At 39.5% G+C, this 20,249-nt stretch carries 15 protein-coding genes; 6 read left to right on the top strand and 9 right to left on the bottom strand.

The genetic code is table 11. The features are described from left to right. On the top strand, positions 1-726 hold the full coding sequence (locus QMA08_RS16650; protein WP_166377902.1) for a response regulator transcription factor: 726 nt from the start codon (positions 1-3) through the stop codon (positions 724-726). Positions 727-736: 10 nt separating this feature from the next. Then, positions 737-2,224: a HAMP domain-containing sensor histidine kinase gene (locus QMA08_RS16645; RefSeq protein WP_033021861.1), complete on the top strand. Its 1,488-nt coding sequence runs from the start codon at positions 737-739 to the stop codon at positions 2,222-2,224. Positions 2,225-2,261: 37 nt separating this feature from the next. Here the strand turns inward: QMA08_RS16645 and QMA08_RS16640 are convergent, their stop codons facing one another. After that, positions 2,262-4,436 carry a S9 family peptidase gene (locus QMA08_RS16640; RefSeq protein WP_290174992.1) on the bottom strand — a complete coding sequence of 725 codons (2,175 nt, stop codon included), beginning with the start codon at positions 4,434-4,436 and terminating at the stop codon, positions 2,262-2,264. Positions 4,437-4,626: 190 nt separating this feature from the next. Between QMA08_RS16640 and QMA08_RS16635 the strand changes: the two genes are divergently transcribed. Further along, entirely contained in the window at positions 4,627-5,097 is a 471-nt protein-coding gene (locus QMA08_RS16635) for a DUF2721 domain-containing protein (protein ID WP_002960170.1), read from the top strand. Between the two features lie 74 nt (positions 5,098-5,171). On the opposite strand, the gene QMA08_RS16630 is transcribed toward QMA08_RS16635, so the two are convergent. Together QMA08_RS16630 and QMA08_RS16625 are read right to left on the bottom strand one after the other, a co-directional pair. After that, on the bottom strand, positions 5,172-5,705 hold the full coding sequence (locus tag QMA08_RS16630; RefSeq protein ID WP_290174991.1) for a hypothetical protein: 534 nt from the start codon (positions 5,703-5,705) through the stop codon (positions 5,172-5,174). 11 nt (positions 5,706-5,716) lie between these two features. Continuing rightward, the gene (locus QMA08_RS16625; RefSeq protein WP_290174990.1) at positions 5,717-8,056 is read right to left on the bottom strand and encodes a S8 family serine peptidase; all 2,340 of its coding nucleotides are present in this window, start codon (positions 8,054-8,056) and stop codon (positions 5,717-5,719) included. A 227-nt stretch (positions 8,057-8,283) separates the two neighbouring features. Between QMA08_RS16625 and QMA08_RS16620 the strand changes: the two genes are divergently transcribed. Then, positions 8,284-8,736 carry a cytochrome c gene (locus QMA08_RS16620; RefSeq protein WP_024595584.1) on the top strand — a complete coding sequence of 151 codons (453 nt, stop codon included), beginning with the start codon at positions 8,284-8,286 and terminating at the stop codon, positions 8,734-8,736. Between the two features lie 88 nt (positions 8,737-8,824). Here QMA08_RS16620 and QMA08_RS16615 read toward each other — a convergent pair whose 3' ends face one another. Together QMA08_RS16615 and QMA08_RS16610 are read right to left on the bottom strand one after the other, a co-directional pair. Further along, positions 8,825-11,947 (bottom strand): efflux RND transporter permease subunit, encoded by a 3,123-nt coding sequence (locus tag QMA08_RS16615; RefSeq protein WP_290174989.1) that lies wholly within the window; start codon positions 11,945-11,947, stop codon positions 8,825-8,827. 12 nt (positions 11,948-11,959) lie between these two features. Continuing rightward, positions 11,960-13,138, bottom strand: a complete 1,179-nt coding sequence (locus QMA08_RS16610) for an efflux RND transporter periplasmic adaptor subunit (RefSeq protein ID WP_290174988.1) — start codon at positions 13,136-13,138, stop codon at positions 11,960-11,962. Positions 13,139-13,426: 288 nt separating this feature from the next. Here QMA08_RS16610 and QMA08_RS16605 point away from each other — a divergent pair, with 288 nt between their 5' ends. Next, positions 13,427-15,934: a zinc-dependent metalloprotease gene (locus QMA08_RS16605; RefSeq protein WP_290174987.1), complete on the top strand. Its 2,508-nt coding sequence runs from the start codon at positions 13,427-13,429 to the stop codon at positions 15,932-15,934. Positions 15,935-16,003: 69 nt separating this feature from the next. Here QMA08_RS16605 and QMA08_RS16600 read toward each other — a convergent pair whose 3' ends face one another. From QMA08_RS16600 to QMA08_RS16585, 4 genes are all read right to left on the bottom strand, one after another. Continuing rightward, positions 16,004-16,792 carry a PhzF family phenazine biosynthesis protein gene (locus QMA08_RS16600; RefSeq protein WP_290174986.1) on the bottom strand — a complete coding sequence of 263 codons (789 nt, stop codon included), beginning with the start codon at positions 16,790-16,792 and terminating at the stop codon, positions 16,004-16,006. 19 nt (positions 16,793-16,811) lie between these two features. Continuing rightward, the gene (locus QMA08_RS16595; RefSeq protein ID WP_010554538.1) at positions 16,812-17,285 is read right to left on the bottom strand and encodes a pilin; all 474 of its coding nucleotides are present in this window, start codon (positions 17,283-17,285) and stop codon (positions 16,812-16,814) included. Further along, on the bottom strand, positions 17,282-18,106 hold the full coding sequence (locus tag QMA08_RS16590; protein WP_290174985.1) for a hypothetical protein: 825 nt from the start codon (positions 18,104-18,106) through the stop codon (positions 17,282-17,284). Before QMA08_RS16590 ends, QMA08_RS16595 begins: the two co-directional genes overlap by 4 nt. Before the next feature lie 70 nt (positions 18,107-18,176). After that, on the bottom strand, positions 18,177-18,791 hold the full coding sequence (locus QMA08_RS16585) for a PQ-loop repeat-containing protein (RefSeq protein WP_290175013.1): 615 nt from the start codon (positions 18,789-18,791) through the stop codon (positions 18,177-18,179). A gap of 289 nt (positions 18,792-19,080) precedes the next feature. Between QMA08_RS16585 and QMA08_RS16580 the strand changes: the two genes are divergently transcribed. Continuing rightward, the gene (locus tag QMA08_RS16580) at positions 19,081-20,214 is read left to right on the top strand and encodes a PepSY-associated TM helix domain-containing protein (protein WP_290174984.1); all 1,134 of its coding nucleotides are present in this window, start codon (positions 19,081-19,083) and stop codon (positions 20,212-20,214) included. Positions 20,215-20,249 lie beyond the last annotated feature (35 nt).

The raw sequence follows: 20,249 nt of genomic DNA, 5'->3' as shown, positions 1-20,249 counted from the left end.
ATGCGTCACGAAAAAATATTAGTAGTAGAAGATGACAGAGAAATAGGTAAGTTAATTACCACGCAGCTAACGTCGCTTAACTTACATGTTGATCATGTTGTGAGCGCAGAACTAGCCTTAAAAAAAATAGCTAAGCATCCCTACGGACTTATTTTACTCGATATAAACTTACCCCAAATGGATGGTTTGAGCTTATGCCGAAAAATAAAAGAGCATTACCCTACTACCTCCGTTATTTTACTCACCGCGCTGAGTAGCGATATGGACAGAGTTATTGGCCTTGAAATGGGCGCCGATGATTATATTTGTAAACCCTTTTTTGCACGCGAATTACAAGCCAGAGTAAAAACCCAATTACGCCACAGAGCACAACTACTCGCTGGCCAAAACAACGACAACTCTCCCGTTGATAGCGAACAAACACTAAATGTAGGCTCACTCAACATAGAATTTAGTTCGCACCAAGTGTATTTAGGTAAACAAGCCCTTAACCTTACCGCCACCGAATTTGATTTACTCGTTTACTTTGCACGCCATCCTAATCATGTTTTTAGCCGCCAGCAGTTACTCGATAAGGTATGGGGTTACCAACACAGTGGTTACGAGCACACGGTTAATTCACATATAAACCGCTTACGTGCCAAGCTAGAAGAACACCAACAAGCGCCTATCATCGAAACAGTTTGGGGTGTTGGTTACAAACTAAACCCTAGCCAACTCAATTAAGACACCTATTATGAAATTATCTTTGTATCAAAAATTAGCTATATCGCTAGTCGTGATTTTTTGCTTTATTTGCGCCCTAGTTTACGGCTGGAGCAAGCAATTAGAACTCACCTCAAAACATCATGCTGAGCAAAATTTACATTTGGCGCTTGCCGAGCACTTAGTACAAGATAATCCACTAATAAAAGAAGGGGTGTACGACTATAAAGCGCTTGAAAACCTCTTTCATACCTTAATGTTATTAGGTCCGGCGTTTGAATTTTATTTTGTAGACGAAACCGGAAAAATTCTTACTTACTCAGCAAAGCCGGGTAAAGTTAAACGCACGCATATTAGTTTAACGCCTTTAAAAAGGCTGATTAACGACCCAAGCGCTGCACCTATTTATGGTGATAATCCTCGTAATAAAGAGCAACAAAAAATATTTTCAGCCGCGCCAGTATTTAATCAAGATAAGCTACAAGGCTATTTATATGTAATTATTGGTGGTGAGGCTTACGATACCTCACTAAGCACTGTAAAAAATAATGATAAGTTATGGCTGGCCGCTTTATGGCTTGGCTCTGCACTCGCATTTTTATTTATTGCGATGCTAATTTTGCTACGCTTTTTTACCAACCCAATTCAGCGCTTAGCCCGCGATGTTAGTAATATTGAAGCCGCTAACTACAGCCTTACCGACACCAAGCTAAGTAATTACTCAACACAAAAAAGTAACGAAGTTCATAGTTTAGGGCGAAGTATTCAAGCCATGCTTACCCGTATTAACGAGCAGTTTAAAGCACTTGAGCAAGGCGATAAGCAACGCAAAGAGTTACTGACTCACTTATCGCACGACCTACGCACCCCACTTGCTTCACTGCAGGGGTTTTTAGAAGTTTTAAATCAGTCAGGTGAGCAATTAAGTCAAAAAGAACAACAAGAATACTTACAGGTATCGCTTAATAATTGTGGGCAATTAAAGCTACTCATAGAGCAAATATTTGAACTTGCTCACTTAGAAAATGGCGAAATAAGTATAAATAAAGAAACCTTTAATTTAGGTGAACTCATTTACGATTGCATGGCAAAATTTAGTTTAGCCGTTGACAAAAAAGGCATTAGTTTGTCGGTAGAACCTGCGATTTGTGATTTTCCTGTGGTTGCCGATATAGCTAAATTAGAGCGCGTGTTAAGTAACTTAATTGATAATGCAATTAGGCATACCCCTCGCGGCGGCAGCATCGCAGTACATGTAAAACGCAGTGACGATAATCAACTATTTGTGCATGTATCAGACACAGGCGTAGGTATAAAAGAAGATGAGCTGAATGCTATTTTTGATCCGCACTACCAAGCAAGTAATTCTAATAAAGAAGGGCGCCAGCAAGGTGGTTTAGGATTGGCTATTTGCAGAGGGTTATTAAAACTGATGGATAGCGAAATTTACGTACAAAGTGAAATTGGTAAAGGCACTATGTTTAGCTTTAACTTGCCACAAAAAAAGGTGCTTTCTTAAAAAGCACCTTATTGAGTTAAATCTATTTAAATATTAATTACTTTTTAATACCCGCTAAATCAAGCATAAATGCATAGTTTAGCGCGGTATCTTCTAAGCGTTTAAAGCGACCCGATGCACCACCGTGCCCTGCTTCCATATCTATTTTAAACAATAACTTATTGTCATCAGTTTTATAGTCACGCAGCTTAGCAACCCATTTTGCAGGCTCAAAGTATTGAACTTGTGAATCGTGCAAGCCAGTCGTCACTAGCATATTAGGATATGCTTGCTTAGATACTTGGTCGTATGGCGAGTAAGACAGCATGTAATCGTAGTACGCTTTTTCGTTCGGATTACCCCACTCGCCGTATTCATTTGTTGTAAGCGGAATACTCGCATCAAGCATCGTGGTTACTACATCTACAAACGGTACCGCTGCAACCATGCCTTTATAAAGTTCAGGCGCTTGGTTTGCTACTGCGCCCATTAATAAGCCACCAGCACTGCCACCTAACGCAAATATTTCATCTTTTGCGCCATACTTTTGAGAAACCAATGCTTTAGTTACATCAACAAAGTCATTAAACGTATTCTTTTTAGTGAGTAGCTTGCCGTCTTCGTACCAAGGACGACCTAGCATTTGCGAGCCACGTACATGGGCAATTGCGAATACAAAGCCACGGTCAAGTAAACTCAAACGCGTGCTTGAAAAAGTAGGGTCCATGGTTGCGCCATAAGAGCCGTACCCATATTGCAGTAGCGGGTTAGTACCATCTTTTTTAAACGCATCTTTACGGTAAACTAAGCTTACTGGTACTTTTATGCCATCACGTGCTGTTACAAAAATACGCTCTGAGGCGTAATTATCAGCATCAAAATCACCTAATACAGCTTGCTGTTTAAGTAGTTTTTTATCGCCAGTCGCTAAATCTACATCGTATGATGAGCCCGGAGTGGTCATGCTTGTGTAGTAAACACGTAACGTGCTGCTATCTATATCGTTATTACCATAAGTACCAATTGTATAAGCGCTATCGTTAAAGCTCAGTGGTAACTCTTTACCTGTTTTTAAATCACGCGCAATCAACTTTGATTGGCCCATTTCACGCTCTTGGTAAACTAAGTAGTCATTAAATAAATCAATGCCTTCGAGCTTAATATCATCGCGCGCTGGGATCACACTTTGCCAATTTGCTTTGTCACCTGCTTTATCAATATCCACTTTCATCAGCTGAAAATTTACAGCATCTAAGTTAGTTACAATGTAGTAAGTATTCCCTAGTTTAGATATTTCATATTCAAGCCCTGCTTCACGCTCAATTAAGCGTTTAGGCATTGCCTTAGCATCATCAGCACTTAGTACCGATACGCCTGATGCTGCTGTGCTGCTGTGCCAAATATAAATTTCTGACTCATCTTTGCTTTTACTCATACCCATGTAGTAACTGGTATCAGTTTCTTCGTAAATTAGCTCATCATCAGCTTGTGGTGTACCTAATGTATGACGATAAACTTGATAACCTAATAAAGTTTGTAAATCTTTTTTAATGTAATAAACAGTTTTATTATCGTTTGCCCAAACTATACCGCCGTTGGTGCCCTCAAGTGTATCTTCGAGTAATTTACCGGTTGTTAAATCTTTTATTTTTATACTATAAATACGACGGCTAACAGTATCTTCCCCATAAGCCATTAAATTGCCATTCGGGCTTACATTTAAGCCACTTACTGCATAATAATCATGGCCTTTCGCAAGCTCATTTACATCTAAAATAACTTGCTGATCGGTACCTGCAAAATCGCTGCTGCGTAAGTAAGTAGTGTACTCGTTATCGCCACGTGTTTGCGTTGAGTAAAAATAATCACCGTTTTTAACTGGGACTGAATCATCGTCTTTTTGGATACGCCCTTTTAGCTCTTCAAACAATTCACTTTGCAGCGTTTTAGTATGTGCAAGCATTGCATCTGTGTATGTATTTTCAGCTTCTAAATAGTTAATCACCTCTGGCGCTTTACGTTCGTCATCACGTAACCAATAGTAATTATCTACACGTGTGTCACCATGAATAGTCATCTCATGAGGCACTTTTTTAGCAACTGGGGCAATAGCTTGGGCTATTTGAACCGTTTTAACTTGTGTATTATTTTTTTTGGTTTCTTCAGGGGCTTGATTACAGCCACTTAAAATAGCTAGCGATAATGCAGCAAGTGCGAATGGAGTACGTTTCATCAGTCAAAGTCCTTGTTGGTTTTTATTTTTTATTAAGTAATTAAATATACCTAAAAATAATCTGTGTTGTGATTTAGTTTGTGAAGCTATGTAAAGTAAATCAACGTAATTCCTCTTTTCTTAATAAGCCTACATCAGGTACTCTGTAGATATATAAGTCATTTTCAAGCTCAACTGATTAAGGGTAGGAATGAATAACGAAGTAATAAATATTTTAACTATGGCTAAAGTAATTCAAACAGCTGTTGCCCCGGTATTCTTGATCACGGGTATTGCCGCTACTTTAGGTGTTTTATCTAATCGTTTGGCACGAATTACCGATAGGGCACGTCAGTTAGAACGCAGATTAAAAGTAAGTACTGACGAGGACTTTAATAAATCACTCGCTACAGAGCTGCGCGCTCTTTTAAAGCGTTCTCGATGTATACATATTGCTTTTAGTTTAAGTGTATTAAGCGCATTGCTTGTATGTGCTGTGGTTATGTTGTTATTTTTATCGCATATTCAATCTATAAACTTAGGCGTTACCATTGCAAGTTGCTTTGTAGCAGCAATGGCATTACTTATATGTGCATTTATGTCGTTACTTGGTGAGGTATTCTTAGCAACAAGAAGTATGCGTCGCGGGATGATATTTGCAGATATTGATATAAACGATTAATTTTTTATAAAAAAACCCCGAGCAACTAATGTTACTCGGGGTTTTTATTAAATAAGCTTATTTAATAAAATAACTTATTGTGCAGTATAAATCGTCTCTAGCACTTCAATTCTAGCTTCTTTAGCATAACCTGAAGCATTTAACTGCTCTGCTGCAACTAAAATATCTTGTCCATCATTCACTGCTAAAACGGCAATCTTAGTACCAGGAAATACAGACACCACTTTTAATCCAGCCACTGCAGCAATGTCGCTAGCAGTCATACCATCTTTTAAAAGTACCGTAATATTACCTGATAAAGAACTTAAGCTATTGGTTAAAACGTTACGCACTAAAGTTCCTTTAGTTACTACATCAGATGTGCTTGCAGCGTTTACAACCGCCATATCGCCTTTTTGCATAACTACATGCTCATCGGCAGCAACACTTGAAGGCACTAGGCGCAAATTTCTCTCTACCTTATAAGAACCAAAGTCAGCTTTAGTATACTTAACACTAGACACTTGTTTTTTTGGTAATTGAAGCCTTTCATCAAAGCTTGTGTTTGCCGTAGTGCTTAAAGAAATACACGCAGCAGTACTTAATACGATTAATTTATTTATTTTCATTTTGATAATCCTTACTCTTGACCTGCGTGACCGAATGCGCGTAAAGACACACCCTCTAAAATACTCGCTGAGCTATTGTTAGTAATACCCGTTATTACGCCACCAAAAATATTATCCGGAGCATCACTAAATGCATAACTATTTGCACTTGTATCTAGTAAACGAACTGTCCAAGTACCCTTAGTCGACTCACCATAAAACGCATTTGAAAGCATTACTGCATCTTTTAAAACATACCCACTAATGAACCCAATTGAAGTACTGTATGCTGGATATAACATCGCTTGTTTAGAAGATAGTAATACACTACGTGTACCTGCTGGTGATGTAACTTCAATAGCTAAATCTGTACCGGCTGAACTTTGTGTACCATCACTTAAACCAAAGCTCATTTCAGCATTGCTTACATCAAACTTAAACTGCATTGCTTCAATGCTAAGCTCTTCAGTCACTTCAATTTCTTGTGTAAGACCCGTTGCATTGTTATCAGGAATTTCAAGTGCAAGTGCATCTTCAGCAACTGCTGAACCAACACCACTCCACTGAGTAATAACTTGCTCACCTAAAGCAACATCGTAAGATTTAGCCATAGAAACCGCAGCTCCAGCATCTGCACGACCAAAACCATACAAGTTGTTGAAGTTATAACCGGCAGAGTTTTCAACCCAACCATCATGAGCAACAAACTCGCCTTCACCAACTGTTAATTTAACAGCAGCATTATCTCCATCAATTAAAGTGCTAGTTGATGCAAGGATATGGCGAACGTCACGCCATGTTAAATCAGGATTAGCTGAAAGAATTAACGATACTACACCCGATGCATTTGGCGCAGCAGATGATGTACCATTAAACGTTGAAGTATAGTTACAGCTTGCATTATCTGCATGGCCTGGATAGTTAAATGGATACTGACTTGCAGCAAACTCTTCACCGTAAGCTGCAGCCCATGCTGTAATAGAGCCACCATTGAAACCTGAATAGCCATTAATACACGTCATTTGATCTGTTGTTACCATTGCAGGAGCAAAACGACCATATTCACCTGCTGGAGCCGACACCATTACGTTAGCACCCGCTGTAGAATAGCTAGTATGCTCACCGTTCGCATTTACTGCAGCAACACTCAAGTAATAAGGATGCCCTTGGCTTGGCTCAAATGCGCCATTGTAACAAGTTAAACCTAAGTCATTTGCACCATTATCAGTACAAAACGAGCCTTCTCTGTTGCCATCAACGAATGAGTTACCGCTAGATTTCATATTTAGCGCACCTTTACCATCACGAAGGTTAAGGTTAGGGTAAGATTCAATTGCTTCATCTAATTCTGAATAGCCAAAGAATGCTGGGAACGTAATACCGTAACTACGGTTAAACGCTGAAATATTCTCAGACGTACTAATACCACTACCAGGGAAGCCATGAGCAAGTAAATCAGTTTGTGCTACTTTCTCTCCACCAAGGTAGTTCATACCGATTAAGCCTGCATCAGGTGCAACACCGCGGCCACCTTTGCCATTCCAACCTTTTGCTGCAATTAAGCCGGCAACACTTGTTCCGTGGTCACCACTGTTTGATGTACTTGTAGGGTCTGTACGATCCAGTGCTTCAGCGTTAAGGTTTAGAGAACGATTTGGTAATACGTTATCTACTAAATCTTCGTGGCGAATTTCCATACCCGAGTCAACAACAACAGCAGTTACACCAGCACCTGTAACGCCTTGAGCATAAGCGGCTGTTACATTCATATCTTCACCAGCAACCAAACCTGTAGCTTCTGCATTAGCAAAACTAGCATCAACATCTGCTTGCGCTGCTTCTTCGGTATCGCCAAATAGATTTACATATAAATTAACTAAGCCCTGCTTCATTTCATCGCTTAATGAGTATGCTTTTTGGCCTGTATTATTTAGGTGCCATTGTTGATTTGCTAATGGGTCACCAACAACTCCTGAAATGTTTATTTGTGCAGAAGCCGTTTTACCATTTGCGTTTACAGTGTAATCAATAACTGCATTATCATCCGTCATTGGAACATAAGTAAATGATGTTCCCTCTACAGTTAGAGTACCGTGACTAAATGTGAATACGCCATCTTCTCCAACCACTTCTTCACCATTTTCAGTGAAGCTAAATGTAAGTGCATCGCCATCGTTATCGCTGGCTTTAAATTCTGCAGTAACAGGGATCCATTGTTTTAAATCTACAACAACTACATCGCTCGCTTTAGGCGCTACGTCAGTAACTAATGGTACGCTACTTTTATTATCGTCATCACTACTTCCACAACCAGAAAGTGATACCACTATTGCAGCAGACAATGCTGACATTTTAAAAATATTACTTTTCATGAACTCTCTTTGTTAGTTATTTTTATGATGGGGGGGGAAGTTACACAACGGGAATCAAAATAACAACGAGGTGTTTACAGTCATTAACAATAAAGGCAATTGATGTAACGATACGGTAATCATTGTATGCTTAGTTAAAGAAACAATTATTATGCACATATATTAACTTGAACATTTAAAGAAGCTAATATAAAACAGGATTAACAATTACTTTAAAAGGGGCAAACATGAAATTAAAAAAAGTATTAGCAACAATAGCACTGGCAACGTGTGCATTTAGCGTATCGGCAAATTCTGCATTTAAAGAGCCAAGTGACGCGATTGAATACCGCCAAGCAGCGTTTTCAATGATCTCAGTACAAATTGGTGACATGGGCGCAATGCTAAAAGGTAAAGTACCTTTTGACGCAGAGCAATTTAAAAAGCGTGCTAACAACGCAGCTGCACTTTCAAAAATGCCATGGGAAGCGTTTTACGAAGGAACAGATAAAGGCGACACAGCTGCACTTGCTGCTGTTTGGTCTGAAAACGATACTTTTATGAAAAAAGCAACTGCATTTCAACAATACGCAGATGAGCTAGCAGTAGCGGCTCAATCAGGCGATAAGGCCGTAATTGGTAAAGCTTTTGGCGCATGGGCTAAAGGCTGTAAAGATTGCCATAAGCAATTTAAAGATTAATTATTGTTGTAGCCAGTTTAACAACAATAAATAGATAATAAAAAGCACTGAGCGTTAATAACGGTCAGTGCTTTTTTATGTTTTTTATCTACGAGACTTTCACAGCTCGGCTTTTAAATGGGCGTTTAAATACGGCACCAATATCACCTAAAATAATATATAAACACGGTACTAATATAAGCGTTATTAACGTTGCAAACATAACAGCAAAGCCAAGTGCTACTGCCATAGGTATTACAAACTTAGCCTGCAGGCTTGTTTCAAACATAATGGGCAATACACCAGCAAAGGTAGTGATTGATGTTAATAAGATTGCTCTAAAGCGGGCACAACCTGCTTCTATTACTGCATGTTTAACGCTAACACCCTCGCGGCGAACTTGGTTTACATAATCGGTCATTACTAGGGAGTCGTTTATAACAACGCCTGCAGCAGCAATTAAGCCAAAGCCCGACATTAAGCTCATATCTAAATCAAACCAGTAATGACCCCAAATAGCGCCAGTTAAGCTAAACGGAATAACCGACATTACAATAAGCGGTTGTGAATAGCTTTTAAGCGGAACAGCTAGCAGTATGTATACTAAAATCATTCCGCCAATAAAAAACATTATTTGCTCATTAGCTTGAGCTTGCTGCTCTTCAATGGCGCCACCAAGCTCTGATTTAACACTTGGGAATTCTTCAATTAGCTGTGGCAGTAAGTTTTCTTTTACTTGCTTAACCACTTCGCCTGGCTCAATTTGCTCTTCATCAATATTGCCATAAACATACACAGTACGGTAGCCACCTTCGCGGCGTATATAGCTAATACCTGGCGTTTCTTTTAGCTCTACTACATCACCAAGAAGCACTTCTCGACCTTGCGGGGTAGTAACAATGGTGTGTTTAAGCGATGAAAATGCCTCTCGAGTCAGTTTAGGATAACGTACCATTACGCGTACTTCTTCGCCGTTACGGATTACGCGCTGTGCTTCGCCACCATAAAAACTAGCACCCACTTGATTTGCAATACCTGCCAAATCTAAGCCTAAATCGTATGCAACTGGTTTAAGGCTCATTTGCACTTCTTTGCTCGCAGGATCTATGGTTGAGCTAATATCAAACAACCCTTTTTGCTGTTGAAGTAATTGAATAAAACGACGACCCGCTTGATTTAAAGTATCTATGTCTGAGCCATACAGTAAATAGCCAAACTCGCCGCCGCCATTACCACCGCCGCCACCAACATCGTCTTGAATAGTTAACGACTTAATACCAGCAATAGTCGGCATAGCCTCACGCCAGCGACGCGAAAGCTCAAATGCATTGTATGGACGTGAGTCTTCGTCAACCAATGGCGCAAGTAATTGCGACTCGGTTCTGCCTTGATTAAATACCAATACATCACGAATAATTTTTTGACCAAACTCACGCTCAGTTTCTTCATCGACTCTAAGTACCATAGCTTCTATTTCACGAATAGCAGCAATGGTTTGTAAGTCAGAAACGTTGTCGTTCATTTCTACTTGTATTTGTGGAAAGTCGTGCGGCACTTTAGGAGTTGGAACTGTACGTACTTTATTAGACGTAATAAGTGCAATACTGATTATAAACATTGCAATAAAAGCAAACAAAACAGTCCAGCGCCAATCAACACACTTAGCAATAAAACGTTTGTATGGGCCATTTACGAAACCAAAAAAGCGTGTATTGAAGCGATCGCGCCAGCCACCTTTTTTAATCGGCGAAAAGTGCGTATGAGCAATGTGAGCTGGCAGTATCAGCTTTGATTCAATCAAACTAAATACTAAACACAGCATTACTACAACAGCTATACCACAAAAGAAGGCACTTTCTGGCCCGCTCGACATTGTGAATGGTGCAAATACAGCAATCGTTGTTAACACACCAAAGGTTGCAGGGGTCGCGACTCGGTTAGCGCCACGCACAACATTTTCTACACCACCGCCGCTTTTTTCAACTTCGGTGTAGGCAGCTTCCCCTATCACTATGGCATCATCCACCACGATGCCGAGCACCATTATAAAAGCGAATAACGAAATAATATTAATGCTAATGCCAAATAGCGGCATCATCATCATGGCCCCTAAAAAACATACAGGTAAGCCAATCATTACCCAAAGCGCTAGTTTAAATCGCAAGAATAACGACAACATAATTGCCACCAAAATTGCACCTTGAAACAGGTTAGCTTTCATCATATCAAGGCGAGCATTTAGGTAGTAGGTCATATCCATTAATGGCTCTAATCGAATACCTGGCGGTAGCTGCTTATTTTTTTGATCAATAAACGCTTTAACCGAATCCGCAACGGGAATCATGTTTTGCTCTTGCGTTGCTTTTACCGATAAATACACCGCGTTTTCGCCATTAAACTTAAAGTAGCGCTCACCTTCGGTAAATTGATCTTTAATAACTGCAATATCTTGCAGTAAAACTTTAGCGCCATACTCGCCAATTTTTACCGGAATTTGCCTAAACTCTTCACCTGAGTAAAACTGATTCTCGACGCGAACAGAAATAACACCTGCGTCTGTTTTTAGCTGCCCCGCCGAAAAGTTAGCTGAGTAACGGCGTACCGCATTCATTACATCACTAAGGGTTAGATTATATTGGCGCAGCGTATCAGGCTCTATTTCAATTGCTATTTCATCAAGAGGAACATCGTTTACCACTAACGACACGTTAGATAACTGTAGTAACTCATCCTCTATTTGGTTTGCTATAGGCTTAAGCTCTGTAAGTGGTAAATCAGCAACGAGCGTCATACCTATTACGTCTTGCCTAAACTCAACCTGACTTATGGTGACCGGTTCCATACCGGCCGGAAAAGTCGCAATACCATCAACACGCAACTTTACTTTATCAAGCACATCAGTAAGTTTTGCATCGGTGTTTATTTCAAGACTTGCTGTACCGCCATTTCTAAATGCGCGATACACGCCTTTTTTAATTTCGGTTATATCTTTAAGTGACTCTTCAACTTTTATAAGAATACTTTCTTCTATTTCCTGAGGAGAGGCACCTGGGTAATTAGCCTCAATATTAATGTAGTTAATCTCTACATTAGGAAACATTTGACGCTGAATCGTAAAGTAACTTATAGCCCCCATAATAATGATAAAAAACATCATTAAATTAGCGGCTACTGAATTATTAGCAAAGTAGGCAATTAGCCCTGTTTGTTTTTGTTGTATTGACTCGCTCATAACTATTACACCCTACAGCTGTTGCGTGTTTGAAGTGCTCGTTTCTGAGCTTTCAGGTTTTGTAGCTCCACCTGCAATTTTAACCTGCATTCCTTTTTGCGGGTATTCAGGTAGAGTAATAACAAGTTTATCATCGGCATTTAAACCACTGCTAATGTAAAAATACTCCCCCTCTTCACGAATAACCGTTACTTTACGTGGCTCTAGTTCTTGGTTTTCGTTTACTACCCACACAGTTTGGTTGTTAACTAAAGCTTGCGGTAAGCGGTAAATATTATTAAGCATTGCACCTGCAAAATTTACCTGTACGTAGCTGCCAAACTTAATGGCTGGTTGTATGTTTTTAAGACCGTATGGGTCTTCTATACGCACTACTAAACTACTCATACGCGTAGCGTTATCAACAATCCCTAGGTCGCGGTCAATTACACCTTCACGGGTGAAGCTGTTTAGGCCTTTTTGAATAATCGTTGCGGTAATACCTTTAATACGTTCTGGCAAAAAAACGCTATCGAACCCTGCGATAGGAATAATCACTTCAGCGGTCTCAATATTATTGAGTTCAGCAACTTGCGAACCCATAGTGACAAACTGTCCAACACCTATATTTCGGCTAATCACCAATGCGTCGTAAGGGGCTGTAACATCACAATTATCCAAATCACGTTGCGCGCGCTTTAATGCTGCTTGCGCCGACTTAACAGATGCTTGAGCACTGAGCACTTGAGGTTTACGTAAAAATAAATCTGTGCGCGCTTTACTTGGAAAGCGCTTGGCTTCGTCTTCGGCTACTTGAGCTTGAGCTTGTTCCTCTATTAAACCCGCTTGTGCGCGAGCAAGCTCGGCCTCTGCAACAAGTACTGCTGCTTCATAGTTGTCTTTTTCGATAGTGAATAACGTTTCACCGCGAGCAACTATGCCGCCGGCTACAAAATTAGGATGCCAACTTAACACCTCGCCCGACACCTGCGCCGAGAGCTGTGTATTTTCAAGAGGCTTTACTTCACCGTAGCTATTAATAATAACTTGATGATCGTTTGCAGCCACGGGCTCAACTTGCACTGTTGGACGAGTATCAGTTACTTCTTTTTTTTCTGGTTCTTGTGCAATGGCATTTATTCCCATAAAGCCAACAACACCAACAATGAGCGCCACAAATGGAAAAACCCATCTAAGTGAATTTGTTTGCATATCCTATTATCCCCAAAATTCTATTAACGCCATAATACCAGAGCCATATGAAACATTAAGGTGACATTTGTAAGCAACTGTTGCAAATACATATAAGCCACTGCTATTTAGGGCTATAGAATATAACTTTACATGCAGCTCATCTCATTCGTTATATTTTGTTACAAACTTTTATTCACTAATATCAGTCAATTAGCGTTAAACACTTAAATTTCATCGCGAAGATGTGCGAAATTAAATTAATTTACGTACAGTCCAATTAAATTAACAAATATTAAAAGTCTCAAAATGAAATTAACGACCATCACCCTTGCGCTTAGCTTAGCGTTTGGCAGCCATGCATTTGCAGCCGATAAAAAAGACGAAAAAGAGTCAAAAACACTTAGCGAAATGATCAAAGGACAAACCGAATTTGCCGGTATATTTAGCCTTTATCAAGATGAAAAAACCGGTAAGCACCTTATGGTGATTAACGAATCCCAACTCAATACGCCGTTTGTGTATTTTGCGCACACTGTCGATGGCGTTACAGATGCAGGCCATTATCGTGGTTCTTACCGCGAAACTAAGTTAATTGAATTTAGAAAATACTTTGACCGTATCGATATTATTAGCAAAACACCTCGCTACAAATTTGACGAACGCAGTGCAATTTCAAAAGCAAGTGATGCCAATATTAGTGAAGCGGTACTTGCGAGCATTAAAATAGAAAAAGAAGAAGACGGTAAAATAGCATTTAATGTAAATAAGTTATTTTTAAGCGAAGCACTTCATAAAGTATCACCTACACCAAATCCAGCAGATAAAAACGCTAAAAAACGCTTTAAAGTAGGTAAACTAGACGATAAAAAATCACGCATTATTAAACAACGTCCATATCCTAATAACTTAGACGTGGTTGTTGATTACGTATTTACTAACCCAAGCCCAACGGTACGTGGCTCAAATGCAGTAAGCGACCCGCGTAGCGTATCGGTAAAAGTTCAGCACTCGTTTGTCGCTCTACCTAGCAATAACTACGCACCACGTATGGATGATGCGCGCATTGGTTATTTTACAAATCAATTCGATCAAATGACATCTACCGATTGGGCACCTTATCAAGATGTTATAAAACGCTGGGACTTACAAAAGAAAGACCCAAGTGCAGCGCTTTCAGAGCCAGTAAAACCAATTACTTGGTGGATAGAAAACACCACACCAATCCAATGGCGCGATACTATTCGTGACGCTGTTTTAACGTGGAATACCTCTTTTGAAAAAGCCGGTTTTAAAAATGCCTTAGAGGTAAAAGTACAACCAGACGATGCAGACTGGGATGCGGGCGATATCAATTACAACGTACTGCGTTGGACTTCGTCACCTAAGCCTCCATTTGGCGGATACGGACCAGCACTTGCTAACCCATTAACAGGTGAAATACTGGGCTCAGACATTATGCTTGAGTTTGTATTTATGAAAAACCGCTGGATTTACGACACGCTTTTCACACAAGGAACAATGAGCCACGGTGAAACAACAAATACCGGCGAGCTAAATTGCTCTCTTGGGCATGAGATTCAACAAAATCTAATGCTTGCCAAAGGCCTTGCTAGCGGCGACAAAATTGAAGATAAAGAAATGCTTCGCCAAGGTTTAACGCAACTGGTACTTCACGAAGTTGGCCATACTTTAGGTCTTAACCATAATATGAAATCATCAATTTTGTGGGATGAAAAAGAAGTACACGATAAAAACAAAACCCAAGGCATAGTAACCGGTTCTGTTATGGATTATGCACCCGCTAACATTGCCCCAATTGGTATGCAGCAAGGTGATATTTTTCAAACAAAACCTGGTCCTTACGATGATTGGGCAATTAACTATGGCTACAGCGTAGCGCTTGCAGATGAAGCTGCTGAGCAAGCTCGACTTGAAAAAATACTTGCTCGTTCAAGTGAACATGCCCTTGCCTTTGGTAACGATGCAGACGATATGCGCGCACCAGGTCGCCATATCGATCCACGTGTAATGATTGGTGATTTGTCGTCAAACCCTGCTGCCTATGGCGCAGATCGTATGGCACTAATTAATAAACTATTTACTGAGCTAAAAGATAAAGCAACGGTTAAAGGTGAGTCTTACCAACAGCTTGTTACCTCTGCTAATAGCTTATTTGGTCAATACAGAGCTCAAGCAGGTGTGGTTTCTCGCCAGATTGGTGGCGTATACGTTGAGCGCGCTGTAGTGGGTGATACAAATGCAGATAAACCATTTACACCGGTATCGCTTGAGCGTCAAACACAAGCAATGGATATACTAGCAAAGTTTGTATTTGCGCCAGATGTACTACAAAACATGCAACCTCTTTATAGCTACTTACAGCTGCAACGTCGTGGCTTTAATCACTTTGGCAAAAATGAAGACCCTAAAGCACACCAAATGATTTTAGGAATGCAAAAGTCTGTACTTGCACAGCTATTACACCCAGCGGTATTACTGCGTATTTCTGACACAGCTCTGTACGGTAACGAATATAGCCTAACTCAGTTTATGGAAGATTTAACTGCCAGCATTTTTGTGAAAAGCAAAGACGCAAACTCTATTAGCCACAACTTACAAATTGAGTATGTTAACCAGCTAATCGCGATTGCAGGCCTTGGTAAAGCAAGCAAATACGATAACTTAGCTAAAACAGCAGCGTTATATCAGCTAACTCAAATAGCCGATATCAGTGTTGCTTGGGGTGCAGATACAGCAACTAAAGCGCATAAGAAATATATTGATCGTTTAATTGCAAAAGCGCTAGAAGCATAAAATACCTCTACTAATAGAGTAAACCAAGGCCACGATTTACGTGGCCTTTTTTATAACTTAATTCACAGTTCAAATATAAATAGTGCCTTTTAAATACCTTACAGCATGCCCGGTCAAAGTGACGGTTGTATCATCCACTTTGCAAATTAAATGCCCGCCTCTGCTTGAAGCCTGATAAGCGCTTAACGTAGTTTTACCCAATTGCTGCGCCCAGTAAGGTGCCAAGCCAGTATGAATTGAGCCCGTTACATAATCTTCGTCGCCACCGCTTGCAGGCCAAAAATAACGAGATATAAAATCGTAATCATCACTAGGTGCTGTAGCCACTACATCTAGTGGATAAAGCATTTTTAAAAGCTCTGAGTTAGTTTTTAATTCAAGTATTTGATCGGCATTTTCATAAATAGCAAAGTAAGCTTGGCGATTTTTAAGCACTTTACTCGGTTGTATAGACAAGCCATCAAGCAATTGCTGCGGTACATTTTGTACCTCAACCGGTGCTTGCTTAGGAAAGGTCATTGCAAAGCTGCCATCAGCGTTTCTATTAACGATTAGCTCGCCCACCGCATCAGCAACAAAGCGAATTTGCGATATATTATGCTCTTCACATAAAACATAGGCAGCCGCAAGTGTGGCGTGACCACAAAAGTCGATTTCCATCAACGGCGAAAACCAGCGAATAACAAAACTTCCATCGTCTTGCAGGCAGGTAAAAGCCGTTTCAGATACGTTATTCTCAGCACCAATTTTTAGCATTAAATCGTCACTTAACCACGATTCTAGTGGGATCACTGCCGCATAGTTACCTTTAAATAACTCATTCGTAAACGCATCAATTTGATGAATAGCTAATTGCATTTTAATTCCCTAAACTATTTTATATACACGCTGAAGGTAAAATTTCTTTTGGTACTGTTGTTTTATTTTCGCCAACCGCTTGCATGCCAGTTACCGGCTCGTCAAACCCACATAACCACGCAATTGGGCTTGTAGGGCTTCCCGTTACAACAGCCGGTCTGAATGTTAAAACTGTATTTTGCAAAAGCTGTGAAGCTTTATTACCCAAGCTAATATGAATAGCACCATTATCAACTGTAATACCTGTTACTCGATTGCCAATCAAAAATTTACTTGCTGGTACACCTGCTTGTTCATTACTTGCTGGAAAACGCCTGTTTTCAAGATAATAAACCGTAACGTCTTCTCTAATGGCAGCTGCCATTGCAAGTGGGTCAACAAGTTCTGCTCGTTGTATATACTTACTGTATTGAGGTAGCGCAACCGCAGCTAAAATACCAATAATAGACACCACCACCATCAACTCTATTAACGTAAATCCTTTTGTTCTCATAGCACTTCTCCTAGCATAAATAGTGGTTGATAAGCTGCTTTCACAAATAAGCAAATAGACACAACAATGACCAAACCATAAACAATAACGAGCTTACTTATAAAGCTTTTAATATGTGTATTAAGTAACTTTAGCTGCTGCTTTAATAACGCTTTAAATTCTTCTTGGGTTTCTAAACCTAGCAGCTCGCATTGAGCTAAGTGCTGGGTTTGAGGTGTAGAGGCTTTAACACCCTTTTTATGATTACTTGGAAATAATAGCGTGGTAATTAAAGAGTTATGCTCATTAATTAATTGACGAGGAATAAGAAATTTAAATAAACCCGAAAAAGGCTTTAGCTCTGTGAGAGCACTTACATTTTTTAGCTTTAAAATAACGGTAAAAATAACACTCAGCAATAAAACGAGTAAAATAATTGGCACATACCAGTACGTAAAATAATCATCAAATACATGATTTAAAGAAATAGTATGCTTGCTATATATCTCTACAAAAGTAGGCACAACAAAAGACTGATACAACAAAGAGGATAAAACATAAATAACAAATACAATGGTTAAGTAACTAAGCCAGCCCTTGTGCTCAAACTTAAATTCGTTAACTAATTCCGGTAAACAGTGATAATACGTAGCTTGCTTTTGCGATGTTGCTTCATCTTGAGATGCAATTTGCATCACCAGATTATGCGCTAATTTACTATGCGACCCGCTATTGGCATACATATTTAAATGGGACTGTGTAGTTAGCTCATCTTTTTGCTCTGTACTTAGTGTTTTAGAGCTATTAACACGGCAAATATAGCCAAACTGATTCCAATTCATACTTTATCCTTTTGTTAGATAAAGTAATTTGCCATAAATTAGGTTAAATAGGAACTTAAGTAGCTTGTTTTTAAGCCATTACAGGTCGCATTCTATAGTATTGCATACAACCAAATTGCACAGCATTGGTAAGCAATAGCATAATAAACATAAGTAAGTGCGCCGTGCTTGGAGCAACTGTTGTAAGCTCAACAACTAAGCCGCAAATACCAGCAATAAACTGCAAGCTAAAGTAGCGCGCGCTTAAATTACTCACATTCCCCGTACGCAATGTTTTATAAGTTTGCGGCATAACACGTACCGAACTCATCACAAGGCCAACATACGTTAAAGCGCTTAATACCGTTGCAGTATCAAGGCTTGAATTTAAAAGCAGTGAAAAAGGCAGTAACGAAAAACCTAGCATAGTAACCAGCTGTACACGTTCTCGTTTAGCTGCGTTGAAACGTGCAAAAAAATATAAAATAAGCCCGTTTAACACACCGGTTACAATAAATGGTAACGCAATATAATAGCGCTCAAAGTAAATATTGTAGGTTATAAAATAAAGGCTTTGTGCTAATCCAAATGTCATCATTAATAGTGACAAACCAGAGACACTACGATTTTTTCGAATTTTGTTTAGTAATGGTAAAAAACTAAAAACCAAAATAAATGAAGACAATATAGGCAAATAATGCGCCAAAGTAACCTCGCTCGTTACATAAATGTTAATTAAAAACAGAAATAAAAACATTTAATAAACATCTGTTTTAAAAGGCTTTTACTATGAGCGCGGCATTGTAGAGCTGCGTAAATTTAACTCAACTAAATAAGATATTCTTATTTTAGGTACTGGCAAGCTAGGTATACAAAAACCGTAGAATTAAGTTCACGGTTTACCTATTTAAGGGGAAACCTACTCACAAACTATCAAATGAAAATGATAGTTGTTATCATGCGCAAGTCATTAGCTGCCATATATAAAACTATCTATGAGAAAAACTCTTTTTAAAATTCACAGTTGGATCGCTCTTATAGCTCTCATTCCCTTGATTGTTATTAGTATTACAGGAAGCGTATTAGTTTTTAAAAGTGAAATAGATGGCTTACTTATGCCAAGCAGTCACTATGTTGTAAAAGCACTGCCAGAGCGCATGCCAATCGACAAATTAATCGCAAAAACAGAGCTTGCTTACCCTGAGTATGTAGTAGGTAGTTGGGAGATATTTAACGATGATACTGCTGATCGGGTTTACTTAGTTAAACGCGGGACAGAGCAATGGTATAAGTTTCATTTAAACCAGTATACGGGTGACATTTTGTCGGAGCCTGTTGGTACCAGCCATTATTTTACTGATTGGTTTTTAGAACTGCATTACACCTTTTTACTTAACGACTTTAAAAACCTGCCAGGGCAAACAGGCACAGTACTAGGCTTCTTTTTTGCTCTGTTTTTATTGGTATTAGGTATTACAGGACTTATTATTTATCGTAAATTTTGGCAGCGCCTATTTAGTGTGCGCTGGCGTGCAACACTGCAAATTGTACTTAGCGACATTCATAAAATGACGGGGGTGATAGGGTCGCCCATCATTATTATTTTAGCTATTACAGGTGGCTACTTTAACTGGGCGGTGTGGTATCACGAAGTTATTGAACACGCTGAGGAAGAGCACTTTGTACTAACCAAAAACTTGCACAATAGCGATATTTCGTTTCAACACATACTCGATGACAGTAAAAAGCAAATACCCACTTTTAATGGTACGTTTTTAGTTATGCCACTCGAGCCTGACGAAAATATCACCTTATTCGGCCAAGTCGATACCGCCAACCCACTTGCGAGCGAATATGCCAATACGGTTAGCTACGATAAGCAAACAGGCAAACATTTAACTAACTGGGATATTCGCGAAGTTGGCGTTGGCTGGCAAGTAATTGATAGCTTTAGAAAACTTCATTTTGGCTACTTTGCAGGGCTAATAAGTAAAATACTGTGGTGCGTAATTGGTTTAAGCCCAGTGTGGCTAGCAGGGACTGGTTTTTACTTGTGGTTTACCCGCCGTAAACGTAAAAAGCAATCACAAAAAAATCGCTCAAGTAAACGCAGCACAGCAAGTGCTTGATTAAAAACCCACCACATTGTAATGTAAAATTTAAC

Origin of the sequence: Pseudoalteromonas sp. APC 3355, assembly GCF_030407615.1 — a bacterium.
GTDB classification, from domain to species: Bacteria; Pseudomonadota; Gammaproteobacteria; order Enterobacterales; family Alteromonadaceae; genus Pseudoalteromonas; species Pseudoalteromonas distincta.
The sequence above is the reverse complement of the archived record's forward strand: the minus strand, read 5'-3'. Positions and strand labels throughout refer to the sequence as shown.

Coding starts and splice junctions, on each gene's coding strand:
- QMA08_RS16650 (WP_166377902.1), top strand. CDS start 1: ATGCGTCACGAAAAAATATTAGTAGTAGAAGATGACAGAGAAATAGGT.
- QMA08_RS16645 (WP_033021861.1), top strand. CDS start 737: ATGAAATTATCTTTGTATCAAAAATTAGCTATATCGCTAGTCGTGATT.
- QMA08_RS16640 (WP_290174992.1), bottom strand. CDS start 4,436: ATGAAACGTACTCCATTCGCACTTGCTGCATTATCGCTAGCTATTTTA.
- QMA08_RS16635 (WP_002960170.1), top strand. CDS start 4,627: ATGAATAACGAAGTAATAAATATTTTAACTATGGCTAAAGTAATTCAA.
- QMA08_RS16630 (WP_290174991.1), bottom strand. CDS start 5,705: ATGAAAATAAATAAATTAATCGTATTAAGTACTGCTGCGTGTATTTCT.
- QMA08_RS16625 (WP_290174990.1), bottom strand. CDS start 8,056: ATGAAAAGTAATATTTTTAAAATGTCAGCATTGTCTGCTGCAATAGTG.
- QMA08_RS16620 (WP_024595584.1), top strand. CDS start 8,284: ATGAAATTAAAAAAAGTATTAGCAACAATAGCACTGGCAACGTGTGCA.
- QMA08_RS16615 (WP_290174989.1), bottom strand. CDS start 11,947: ATGAGCGAGTCAATACAACAAAAACAAACAGGGCTAATTGCCTACTTT.
- QMA08_RS16610 (WP_290174988.1), bottom strand. CDS start 13,138: ATGCAAACAAATTCACTTAGATGGGTTTTTCCATTTGTGGCGCTCATT.
- QMA08_RS16605 (WP_290174987.1), top strand. CDS start 13,427: ATGAAATTAACGACCATCACCCTTGCGCTTAGCTTAGCGTTTGGCAGC.
- QMA08_RS16600 (WP_290174986.1), bottom strand. CDS start 16,792: ATGCAATTAGCTATTCATCAAATTGATGCGTTTACGAATGAGTTATTT.
- QMA08_RS16595 (WP_010554538.1), bottom strand. CDS start 17,285: ATGAGAACAAAAGGATTTACGTTAATAGAGTTGATGGTGGTGGTGTCT.
- QMA08_RS16590 (WP_290174985.1), bottom strand. CDS start 18,106: ATGAATTGGAATCAGTTTGGCTATATTTGCCGTGTTAATAGCTCTAAA.
- QMA08_RS16580 (WP_290174984.1), top strand. CDS start 19,081: ATGAGAAAAACTCTTTTTAAAATTCACAGTTGGATCGCTCTTATAGCT.